Below are 11,522 nucleotides of genomic sequence, written 5' to 3' on the forward strand. Positions count from 1 at the left end.
ATGCTGAGCATGCGTAATCTGTCCCGGGTCTACCGCACCGACACGGTCGAAACGACCGCGCTGGACGAGATCTTCCTCGATGTCGCCGACGGCGAGTTCGTCGCGATCATGGGGCCGTCGGGCTGCGGCAAGTCCACCCTGCTCAACGTGATCGGCATGCTCGACAGCCCGTCGGGCGGTTCCTACGTGTTCGACGGCACCGAGGTCGCGGGCCTGTCGGAATCCAAGCTCGCCGACTTCCGCAAGCGGAACATCGGCTTCATCTTCCAATCGTTCAATCTCGTCGACGAGCTTAGCGTCCGCGAGAATATCGAGCTTGCGCTGCTCTACCACAATGTCCCCGCGGGAGAGCGGCGCACCCGGGTCGACGAGGTGATGGATAAGGTGGGTATCGCCCACCGCGCCAGGCACCGGCCGTCCCAGCTGTCAGGCGGTCAGCAGCAGCGTGTCGCCGTCGCCCGGGCCCTTGTCGCAGCACCGAAGCTGATCCTCGCCGACGAGCCGACCGGCAACCTCGACACCGCCCATGGCGAAGAGGTGATGAAGATGCTGCAGGCGCTGAATGCGGAAGGGTCGACCATCTGCATGGTCACCCACTCGCCGGCCCATGCCGACTATGCCGGCCGCGTCGTCAACATGCTCGACGGCCGCATCCTCATCGAGCACCGCCGGGCTGCCTGATGCGCACCATGCCCGCCTTGCTGGTTCCGGCCATGATGCTGATCGCCTGCCCGGCGCATGCCGGGAACCGGGAGCGCATGGTCAATGCGAGCAGCGATCGCGGCATCGAAGTCCGCTACAGCGATGAAACGCCGGTCGAAGGCTCGGGCCGCCGCATCCGGCAGGCGCGCCCGGCCGGCGACTTCACCCGGGTGATTGTCGACGACGCGCTCGATGCCGAGATCACGATCGGCCCGCGCGCCGCGATCGAGCTCGAGGGCGACGACAATCTGGTCGACCGCATTCGCGCCGATGCGCGGGACGGCAGGCTCCATCTCCGCGTCGAGGGCGGCTACCGGGTGCGGCAGCCCATGATCGCGCGGATCACGGTCCCGCGGCTCGACGGCGTCGATCTCCGCGCGAGCGGCGACGTCTTGCTCACCGGCCTGACCGACGGCCGTCTCGCCTTGACCGGCGAAGGCTCAGGCTCGTTCCGGGCCGACGGCCGAGTAGACGAGGTCGAGGTGCGCATCCAGGGGTCCGGCGACGCCGACCTCGAACGCCTGCGTGCCCGCAGCGCACGGGTCGTGATCAACGGATCGGGCAATGTCCGCGCACAGGCCACCGAGGCCATGGCCGCGACGGTCAATGGCAGCGGCAACATCACCTACAGCGGACGTCCCCGGCAGGTCAGCGAGGACGTCAACGGCTCGGGCAGCATCCGTGCCGCGGCAAACTGAGCGCGCACCAGATCGCGCAGGAACGGAGACGAAGCATGTGGCGTAATTATCTCACCGTCGGTGTCCGGGCGTTGATGAAGAACCGGACCTACGCCTTCATCAACATCTTCGGCCTCGCGGTCGGCCTCGCCGCCTGCCTGATGCTCCTCCTCTACGTCCGCTACGAGACCAGCTACGACGCGTGGCTGCCGAACAGCGAGAACGCCTACCAGTTCCAGAGCCATTATCGAGATCCGCAGACCGGCGAGGAGACGCTGCTGCAGATGACCTCCTACATCGCCGGCGCGCGTGCGAAGGCCGATTTCCCGCAGATCGAACGCTCCGTCTATGCCTGGTCCAGCGGCCCGATCGTCCTGCGCGGCAGCGAGGCGCTGGAGCCCGAGAACGTCCTGCTCACCGACGGCCTCTTCTTCGATGTGCTGCGCTTCCCGTTCGTCAAGGGCGACCCGGCGACCGCGCTCTCGCAGGCCAACACGATCGTGCTCACCGAGAGCGAGGCACGGCGCATCTTCGGCGCCGAAGACCCGATGGGCAAGACGGTGACGATGGTGCAGCGCGGGATTTCCCTCGACTACCGGGTCACCGGGGTCGTGCGCGACGTTCCGCGCAACTCGCACGTCCGCTTCAACATGGTGGCGCGCATCGATCCGGGCCGCATCTATGCCGAGAGCCCGCAGATGCTGACGAGCTGGGGCTGGCAGTCGGGCTGGTTCTACTTCACCGTCCGGCCGGGCGCCGACATCGCGGCGATGCAGGCGCAGCTCCCGGCCTGGGAACGGCGCAACATCCCGGACCAGACGTTCGGCCAGGTCACCAGCAACCAGGGCGACAACCAGGACTGGAAGATCGTCAACGTCCGCGACGTCCATCTCGGCGAGGCCAATGTCGGTACGATGGCGCCGCTCAACGACCGGCGCACGATCGTCACCTTCACCGTCATCGCCTTCCTCATCCTCGGCATGGCCTGCGTCAACTTCACCAATCTCGCCACGGCGCGCGCCAGCCAGCGCGCCCGCGAGGTGGCGCTGCGCAAGGTGCTCGGCGCCAACCGCCAGCAGCTCGTCCTCCAGTTCCTGATCGAATCGGTGCTGATCGCGGCGATTGCGATGCTGGCCGCGCTGGCGCTGGTCGAGCTGCTGCTGCCGGCCCTCTCCAGCTTCCTCGATGCCGAGCTCGGCATGACCTATTTCGGCGCCGGGAGCATGTTGCTGCCGATCGTGCTGCTCACCCTGTTGGTCGGCGCAGCGGGCGGCATCTATCCCGCCTTCTACCTGTCGCGGTTCCAGCCGGCGCAGGTCCTGAAGGCGAACAAGTCGACCGCCGAGGCCGCCGGCTCGGGCCGGCTGCGCAACGCACTGGTCATCGCCCAGTTCGCCGTCTCGATCGGCCTCATCATCTGCACCGCGGTGGTCTATGCCCAGACCGTCTACGCGCGGACAACCGATCCCGGCTACCGCCGCGACGGCCTGATCCAGATCGAAAATCTCGGCCGCCGGCAGCTGGTCGAGCGGGCCGACGCCATCGTCGAGGAGCTGAAGCGGGTGCCGGGCGTGGTCTCGGTCGGCCGTTCGAGCATCGGCATCTCTACAACCAGCAGCATCAGCAACGGCGTGCAGGTGCCGGGCCAGGCCGATCCCGTGAACATCGACACCTACAATGTCGATGCGAACTTCTTCGAGACGATGGGGATCCGGCTGATCGCCGGCCGGCTGTTCGACGAGAACCGCCCGGCCGACGATTTCAACCAGCCCTTCTCACCGACGCCCGAATCCCAGCGCGCGCTGGTCGCACGCGGCGCCAATGTCGTGATCAACGAGCTCGCCGCCCGCCGCCTGGGCTTCCGGAACCCCGCCGACGCGGTCGGCAAGACCGTCCAGGTGAGCTATGTCGAGGCCGAATATGGCGTGGTGCCGACCCGGATCATCGGCGTCGTCCAGGATTCGCGCTTCCGCTCGATCCGCCAGCCGCTCGACGCGATCATGTTCGGCATGAACCCGCCCGGCGCCGGGGTGCTGCTGGTCCGCTACGACGCCAGCGATCCCCGCGGCGTGCGCGACCGCGTCGCACAGGCCTGGCGGCGGCTCTCCCCGGACGTGCCGTTCGACGGCGTGTTCAGCGAGGAGCGCGTCGCCGAGGTCTATGAGGCGGAGGCCGCCCGCACCCAGGTGTTCGCCGGCTTCGCGATGCTCGCGGTGATCATCGCCTGCCTCGGCCTGTTCGGCCTCGCCGCCTTCACGGCAGAGCGCCGGACCAAGGAAATCGGCATCCGCAAGGTGCTGGGTGCGCGCACCCGCGACATCGTCGGCCTGCTCGCCTGGCAATTCTCGAAGCCGGTGATCATCGCCAACCTGATCGCGTGGCCGGCCGCCTGGTGGGCGATGCGCGAATGGCTGAACACATTCGACGCGCGCATCGACCTGGGTCCGACGCCGTTCGTGCTGGCCGGGCTGATCGCGCTCGCCATCGCGATCGGCACCATCGCCGGCCACGCCTTCAAGGTGGCGCGGGCCAATCCGATCCACGCGCTCAGATACGAATAGCACCAGCGGGAATAGCACCAACGGGAGAAGCCGGTCGCTTCAGAATAGGTCGGGGAAGGGGATCATCATGTGGCGCAATTACGTGACCGTCGGTTTTCGTGCGCTGATGAAGAGCAGGACCTATGCCTTCATCAACATCTTCGGCCTGGCGATCGGCATGGCCGCCTGCCTGATGATCCTCCTCTACGTCCGCTATGAGTTCAGCTACGACCGCTGGATTCCCGAGGCGGAGCGCGTCTACCAGATCCAGAGCTGGTACAAGTCGAGCGAGACCGGCCAGGAGGCCCAGCTCCAGATGACGCCCTACCAGGCGGGCAAGTCGATCCGCGGCGATTTTCCGCAGGTCGAGGGGGAGGTCTACGTCACCAACAACAATCCGGTGTTCTTCCGGAACGGCCAGGCGACGATGACCGAGGACTATCTCTGGGTCGACGGCAACTTCCTCGACATCGTGCCGCTGCCGCTGGCGCGCGGCGACCGCAATGCGCTGGCTGAGGTCAATTCGGCGGTCATCACCCAGTCCGAGGCGCGCCGCCGCTTCGGCACCGACAATGTCGTCGGCCAGACGATGACGCTGATCACCCGCGGCGTCTCGCGCGACTTCCGCATCACCGGCGTGCTGAGGGACATCCCCCGCAACTCGCACTTCCGGATCAACAGCCTGATCCGGATCGACCTCATCGCCTACAATGCGGACGTGCCCGGCGCGCTCGACTGCTGGGGCTGCCAGAACGGCTATGTCTACGTGAAGCTGCGGCCCGGCGCCGACCCGCAGGAGATCCAGCGCGGCTTCCCGGCCTGGGAGCGGCGGCGCATCCCCGACGAGAATGCCGGCGAGGCGCGGTTCAACGCCGGCGACGACCAGGATTGGCACATCGTCAACGTCGCCGACATCCATCTCGGCCGCGGCCAGGCCGCCGCGATGGCGCCCGGCAACGATCGCACCACGATCGTCACCTTCGCCGTCATCGCCTTCCTGATCCTCGGCATGGCGGTGGTGAACTTCACCAATCTCGCCACCGCCCGCGCCAGCCAGCGCGCCCGCGAGGTGGCGCTGAGGAAGGCGCTCGGCGCGACCCGCAAGCAGCTTATCACCCAGTTCGTCGGCGAATCCGTGATCGTCGCCGTGGTCGCGATGCTGATCGCGCTGGCGCTCGTCGAGCTGCTGATGCCGTCGCTCGCCGCGTTCCTCGAGGCGGACATGAGGGTCACCTATTTCGGCGCTGACGGCGTGGTCCTGCCGGTGCTCGCCCTGGTCGTCATCGTTGGCATCTTCGGCGGCCTCTACCCCGCCTTCTTCCTCTCGCGTTTCGAGCCGGCGACGGTGCTCAAGGCCAACAAGTCTTCGTCGGAGACGCCGGGGACCGGGCGGATGCGCAACATCCTGGTCGTCGCCCAGTTCGCCGTTTCGATCGCGCTCATCATCTGCACCGCGGTCATCTACGGCCAGACCGTCTATGCCCGCACCGTCGATCCCGGCTTCAACCGCAGCCACATCCTCCAGATCGACGGCCTGTCGCGCTATCAGCTGCTCAACCAGGGCGAGACGATCGCCGAGCGAGTGCGGCGCGTGCCCGGCGTCGAATCCGTCGGGCGGACCAATATCGGCGTCGCGACCCAGAACAACAACAATACCGGCGTCATGGTGCCGGGTGTTCCGGAGCCGGTGACGATCGGCATCTACAATGTCGACGAGGATTTCATGCCCGCCATGGGCATGCGGCTTCTTGCCGGGCGCTGGTTCGATCCGCAGCGGCCGATGGACGACATGACCCTGCCCTACCCGCCCGATCCCGCCGCCGAGCGGGCGCTGGCGGCGCGCGGCGCGAACGTCGTGATCAACGAGCTTGCCGCCCGCCGCCTCGGCTTCAACAATCCGCGCGACGCGGTCGGCCGCTCGTTCCGCGCCGCTTTGGTCGATTCGGAGATCGGGTTGGTGCCGATCACCGTGATCGGCGTCGTCCGCGACACCCGCTTCCGCAACGTCAAGCTGCCGGTCGATCCGATCATCTTCCAGAACAGCAACGGCAACCACACCCACCTCGCCGTCCGCTTCAACGGCAATCCGGCCGACATCCGCGCCCAGGTCGAGCGGGTGTGGAAGGGCATCACCACCGAGGTGCCGTTCGAGGCCGACTTCAGCGAGGACATCATGGCCGAGCTCTACGAGGCCGAGGATGCGCGGGCGAAGACCTTCGCCGGCTTCGCCGTCCTCGCGATCATCGTCGCCTGCCTCGGCCTGTTCGGCCTCGCCGCCTTCACCGCCGAGCGGCGGACGAAGGAGATCGGCATCCGCAAGGTCATGGGCGCGCGCACCCGCGACATCGTCCAGTTGCTCGCCTGGCAGTTCTCCAAGCCGATCATCATCGCCAACCTGATCGCCTGGCCGGTCGCCTGGTGGGTGATGCGCGACTGGCTGAACACGTTCGACGCCCGCGTCGATCTCGGCCCGGCGCCGTTCGTGCTGGCCGGGCTGATCGCGCTGGTGATCGCGATCGGCACCATCGCCGGACATGCGATCAAGGTGGCGCGCGCCAACCCGATCCACGCGCTCAGATACGAATGACCGGTTCCTAAAGGGGAAAGCTGATGTGGACAAGCTATCTGACGGCGGGCCTCCGGGCCTTCGCGCGCAACCGCACCTATGCTTTGATCAACGTGCTCGGTCTCGCCCTCGGCTTCGCCGCCTGCCTGATGATCCTGCTCTACGTCCGCTACGAGCTCAGCTACGACTCCTGGGTTCCGAATGCCGAGAATATCTACCAGATGCAGACCGATTATGCGCCGCAGGACAATGGCGACGACCCTAACCTGCAAATGTCCTCCTACGTCTCGGGCCTCGCAATCGCGCGCGATTTCCCACAGGTCGAGCGCCGGGTCTATCTGCTGCCCAACACCGCCACCGTGATCCGCAACGGCCAGGCCTTCGCGGTGCCCGAGGCGGCGATGGTCGACGGGCCCTTCTTCGACGTCTTCGCCTTCCCGCTCGTCCATGGCGATCCGCGCACCGCGCTCGCGGAGCCGGGGTCGGTGGTGCTCTCGGAGAGCGAGGCGCTCCGCCTGTTCGGCGCGGGTAACCCGGTCGGCGAGACGCTGACCGTGGCGGTCCAGGGCCGCAACGTCGATCACCGTGTCGGCGGGGTGATGCGCGATCTGCCGCGCAACTCGCACATGCGCCTGCGCATGCTGACCCGCTTCGATCCGGCCGGCTTTTTCGGCGCCAACTCGGACTTCTTCACCGACTGGGGCTGGCAGGCGGGCTGGGTCTATGTCGCGCTTCGCCCGGGAAGCACGGCCGAGGAGATCCACCGGCAGATGCCGGCCTGGGAGGCGCGCAACATCCCGGTCAGCGCCGAGGTCGATTTCCGCGCCCAGCAGGACTATCGCCTCATCGGCCTACGCGACGTGCATCTGGGCGAGGCGCAGGACGGCGCCGCGGTGCGCGGCAACGACCGCACCACCATCGCGACCTTCGCGATCGTCGCCGCCCTGGTGCTCGCCACCGCCTGCTTCAACTTCATCAACCTCTCGACCGCCTCGGCCAGCCGCCGCGCTCGGGAAGTCGCGCTCCGGAAGGTGCTCGGCGCCCGCCGCCAGCAGCTCGTCGTCCAGTTCCTCGGCGAGTCCCTGCTCGTCGCGACGGTCGCGATGCTGATCGCTTTGGCCGCGGTCGAGCTTCTGCTCGCGCCTTACGCGGCCTTCCTCGACGCCGATCTGTCGATCGCCTATCTGGGCAGCGGCGGGCTCCTGTTGCCGATCCTTGGCCTGGTCCTGCTGATCGGCATCGCCGGCGGACTCTATCCCGCTTTCTATCTGTCGCGATTCCAGCCCGGCCTGGTGCTGAAGGCCAACCGCTCGGCGGCCGAGATGCCCGGTACGGGCCGGATCCGCACCTTGCTGGTCATCACCCAATTCTCGGTCTCGATCGGCCTCATCATCTGCACCGCGATCATCTACGCGCAGACCGTCTACGCGCGCACCGTCGATCCCGGCTATCGGAGCGGCGGCCTGATCCAGATCGCCAATGTGAGCGACGGCCGCGTCGCTTCGGTCGCCGAGGCGCTGATGCGGGAGCTGCGCGGCATCGACGGCGTGGAGGCGGTGGCCCGCACCAATGTCGGGGTCGGAACGACCGGCAACGTCACCCAGCGCGTGCAGGTGCCACGGGTCGCGGAGCCGGTCGAAATCAGCAGCGCGCCCGTCGGCCCCAATTTCTTCCAGACGATGGAGATCGAGCCTCTCGCCGGTCGCCTGTTCGAGGAGAACCGCGCCGCCGACGATGCCACCCGCGCTTCCCCCCGCGACGAGGCGGCGGACCGCGCTTTGGCGGCGCGCGGCATCAATATCCTGATCAACGCCCGCGCCGCCACCGCACTCGGCTTTCGCTCGCCTCGCGCGGCGATCGGCCAGCAGGTGCGGGCCGAGCTGCTTGGCGAGGATATTGGCCCAGTGCCGCTGACCATCGTCGGCGTGGTCGAGGACAGCCGCTTCCGCTCGGTCCGCGATCCCATCCGCGCGACCATGTTCCGGCAGAGCCGCGGCGCGCTCGACTGGCTGATGGTGCGCCATTCGGGCGACGACGCGCAAGGGGCGCAGAGGGCGATCGAGGCGACCTGGAAGCGCCTCGTGCTGGACGTGCCGTTCGAGGCCCGGACCAGCGAAACGATCATCGCCGATCTCTACGCCGCCGAGCGGGCGCGGGCGCAGACCTTCGCCGCCTTCGCTCTGCTCGCGGTGCTGATCGCCTGCATGGGCCTCTTCGGCCTGGCGGCCTTCACCGCCGAGCGGCGCACCCGCGAGATCGGCATCCGCAAGGTCTTCGGCGCCAGCACGATGGACATCCTGAAATTGCTCGTCTGGCAATTCTCGAAGCCGGTGCTGATCGCCAATCTGATCGCCTGGCCGGTCGCCTGGTGGGCGATGCGCGAATGGCTGAACGGCTTCGAGGCGCGCATCGACTTGGGGCCGGCGCCCTTCGTGATCGCGGCCATGCTGGCGCTCGCCATCGCGATCGGCACCATCGCCGGCCACGCGATCAAGGTCGCGCGGGCCAATCCGATCCACGCGCTTCGCTACGAGTAGGCAGGGGACGCGGATCATGTGGCGCAACTATCTGACCGTCGGGTTCCGGGCGCTGGTCCGCAGCAAGACCTACGCCTTCATCAACATCTTCGGCCTCGCCACCGGCCTTGCCGCCTGCCTGCTGCTCCTCCTCTACGTGCGCTACGAGACGACCTACGACCGCTGGCTGCCGGACGCGGAGCGGGTGTTCCAGGTCCAGACGGTCAGCATCGATCCGGAAGATCCCGGCGCGGTCCTGCAGGCGACGCACGGCATCATCACCAACTCGTTGGGCCGGGAATTCCCCGAGATCGAGGCGATCGCGCGCGCCGACGGCGAGGAGCTCGTCCTGCTCCGCAACGGCGAGCCGGTCTTCGCCCCCGCCTTCCTCGTCGACGCCGCCTTCTTCGACATTCTCCAGTTGCCGTTCCTGCGCGGCGACCGGGCCCGCGCGCTCGCGGGGATGGACGGCGTCGTGATGAGCCGCAGCGAGGCGATCCGGCAGTTCGGCACGATCGACGCGCTCGGGCGCACGCTCACCGGCATCCGCCGCGGCGAGCCATATGCGATGCGCGTCACCGGCGTGTTCGAGGATCTTCCCCGCAACAGCCACCTGAACATCTCCTTGGTCCGCCGGATCACCGACGCGGAGAAGGCGGATTGCGGCTGGGGCTGCATCAACGGCTATGTCTATCTGAAGCTGCGCCCCGGTGCCGATGCGGCCTCGATCAACGCCCGCATGCCGGCCTGGGAGCGGCGCAGCATCCCGCCGCGCAATGTCGGCGGCCAGCGGGTGAACGAAGGCGACCTGTTCGACTGGCGGCTGGTCAACATCCGCGACGTCCATCTGAGCGGCGCGGAGGGCGAGCTGGAGCGGCCGGGCAACGACCGTCGCACTCTCGTCACCTTCGCCATCGTCGCGCTGCTGATCCTCGGCATGGCGACCGTCAACTTCGTCAACCTCGCCACCGCCCGCGCCAGTCAGCGCGCCCGCGAGGTGGCGCTGAGGAAGGTGGTCGGTGCCAACCGCAGGCAGCTCGTCCTCCAGTTCCTCGGCGAATCGCTGCTGATCACCGCGGTCTCGATGCTGCTCGCCCTCGCCTTCGTCGAGCTCGGCCTGCCCTATGTCTCCGCCTGGCTGGATGCCGATCTCTCGGTCCGGTATCTCGGCGCGGGCGGCGTGCTCCTGCCGGTCCTGGCGCTGTGGCTCGTCGTCGGCCTCGCCGGCGGCCTCTACCCGGCCTTCTACCTGTCGCGCTTCCGGCCCGGCGAGGTGCTCAAGGCCAACCGCTCCTCGGCCGAGCCGGGCGGGACCGGGCGGCTGCGCGGCACCCTCGTCGTCGCCCAGTTCGCCGTCTCGATCGGGCTCATCATCTGCACCATCGTCGTCTACGCGCAGACCGTCTTCGTCCAGACCACCGATCTCGGCTTCGAGCGCGAGGGCCTGATCCAGGTCGAGAACATGAACCGCGCCTCGGCGGTCCGCGCGACCGAGACGCTGATGCGCCAGATCGGCCGCGTGCCCGGCGTCGAGAGCGTCGCGGCCGGCTCGATCTCGGTCGCGAGCGGCACGACCTTCAATACCAACGTCCAGGCGCCGGGCCTGACCGCGCCGCCGCTGATCGGCTTCTACAGCGTCAGCCCCGAATTCTTCGGCACGATGCGCATTCCGATGCTGGCCGGGCGGCCGTTGTCGCGCGCTTTTGCCAACGACAATGCCTGGACGCCGTTCGAGCCCGAGGAAGCGGTCGCGCCGGCGCAGCAGGCGCTCGCGGAGCGCGGCTTCAACGTCGTGGTGAACGCGCTTGCCGCCCGCCGCCTCGGCTTCGACAGCCCGGCGGACGCAATCGGCAAGCAGGTCCGCCCCAGCATGTTCGGCGGCGAGCTGGTGCCGGCGACGATCGTCGGCGTCGTCGCCGACAGCCGCTTCCGCTCGCTCCGCGAAGCCGCCGAACCGATGATATTCCACGATCGCGGCGCCTATCGCACCCTCATCGTCCGCTACCGATCGCCAAATCCCGAAACTGTGCGCCAGCAGATCGGCCGGGTCTGGCGCCAGGTCGTCCCGGACGTGCCGTTCGAGGGCGCGTTCGCCGGCGCCCAGCTCGCCGGACTCTACGCCACCGACGCGGCGCGCGGGCAGACCTTCGCCGGCTTCGCGACGCTCGCGGTGGTGATTGCCTGTCTCGGCCTGTTCGGCCTTGCCGCCTTCACCGCCGAACGGCGCACCAAGGAGATCGGCATACGCAAGGTGTTCGGCGCGCGCAGCCGCGACATCGTCCAGCTCCTCGCCTGGCAATTCACCAAGCCGGTGATGATCGCCAACCTGATCGCCTGGCCGGTCGCCTGGTGGGTGATGCGCGGCTGGCTGAACGGCTTCGACGCGCGGGTCGACCTGGGCCCCGGCCCCTTCGTCCTCGCCGGGCTCCTCGCCTTCGTGATCGCGGTTGGAACGATCGCCGGCCACGCCCTGCGCGTGTCCCGGACCAATCCGATCGTCGCGCTCAGATACGAGTAGGAG

At 68.1% G+C, this 11,522-nt stretch carries 6 protein-coding genes; all 6 read left to right on the plus strand.

What is annotated here, in order from left to right; all coding sequences use genetic code 11:
• Window positions 1-681 carry an ABC transporter ATP-binding protein gene (locus tag RCO27_RS07630; RefSeq protein WP_309002072.1) on the plus strand — a complete coding sequence of 227 codons (681 nt, stop codon included), beginning with the start codon at window positions 1-3 and terminating at the stop codon, window positions 679-681.
• Entirely contained in the window at window positions 681-1,400 is a 720-nt protein-coding gene (locus RCO27_RS07635) for a head GIN domain-containing protein (protein WP_309002073.1), read from the plus strand. Before RCO27_RS07630 ends, RCO27_RS07635 begins: the two co-directional genes overlap by 1 nt.
• Window positions 1,401-1,435: 35 nt before the next feature.
• Window positions 1,436-3,940 carry an ABC transporter permease gene (locus RCO27_RS07640; RefSeq protein ID WP_309002074.1) on the plus strand — a complete coding sequence of 835 codons (2,505 nt, stop codon included), beginning with the start codon at window positions 1,436-1,438 and terminating at the stop codon, window positions 3,938-3,940.
• Between the two features lie 67 nt (window positions 3,941-4,007).
• The gene (locus RCO27_RS07645; RefSeq protein WP_309002075.1) at window positions 4,008-6,506 is read left to right on the plus strand and encodes an ABC transporter permease; all 2,499 of its coding nucleotides are present in this window, start codon (window positions 4,008-4,010) and stop codon (window positions 6,504-6,506) included.
• A 23-nt stretch (window positions 6,507-6,529) separates the two neighbouring features.
• A complete protein-coding gene (locus RCO27_RS07650; protein WP_309002076.1) occupies window positions 6,530-9,022 on the plus strand; it encodes an ABC transporter permease in 2,493 nt (830 codons plus the stop codon).
• A gap of 16 nt (window positions 9,023-9,038) precedes the next feature.
• The gene (locus RCO27_RS07655) at window positions 9,039-11,519 is read left to right on the plus strand and encodes an ABC transporter permease (RefSeq protein ID WP_309002077.1); all 2,481 of its coding nucleotides are present in this window, start codon (window positions 9,039-9,041) and stop codon (window positions 11,517-11,519) included.
• Window positions 11,520-11,522: the final 3 nt, after the last annotated feature.

Origin of the sequence: Sphingosinicella sp. LHD-64, assembly GCF_031157375.1 — a bacterium.
Taxonomy (GTDB): Bacteria; Pseudomonadota; Alphaproteobacteria; order Sphingomonadales; family Sphingomonadaceae; genus Allosphingosinicella.

Bases quoted from the DNA above. Each gene is read 5' to 3' on its own strand.
- RCO27_RS07630 (WP_309002072.1), top strand. From the start codon at position 1: ATGCTGAGCATGCGTAATCTGTCCCGGGTCTACCGCACCGACACGGTC.
- RCO27_RS07635 (WP_309002073.1), top strand. From the start codon at position 681: ATGCGCACCATGCCCGCCTTGCTGGTTCCGGCCATGATGCTGATCGCC.
- RCO27_RS07640 (WP_309002074.1), top strand. From the start codon at position 1,436: ATGTGGCGTAATTATCTCACCGTCGGTGTCCGGGCGTTGATGAAGAAC.
- RCO27_RS07645 (WP_309002075.1), top strand. From the start codon at position 4,008: ATGTGGCGCAATTACGTGACCGTCGGTTTTCGTGCGCTGATGAAGAGC.
- RCO27_RS07650 (WP_309002076.1), top strand. From the start codon at position 6,530: ATGTGGACAAGCTATCTGACGGCGGGCCTCCGGGCCTTCGCGCGCAAC.
- RCO27_RS07655 (WP_309002077.1), top strand. From the start codon at position 9,039: ATGTGGCGCAACTATCTGACCGTCGGGTTCCGGGCGCTGGTCCGCAGC.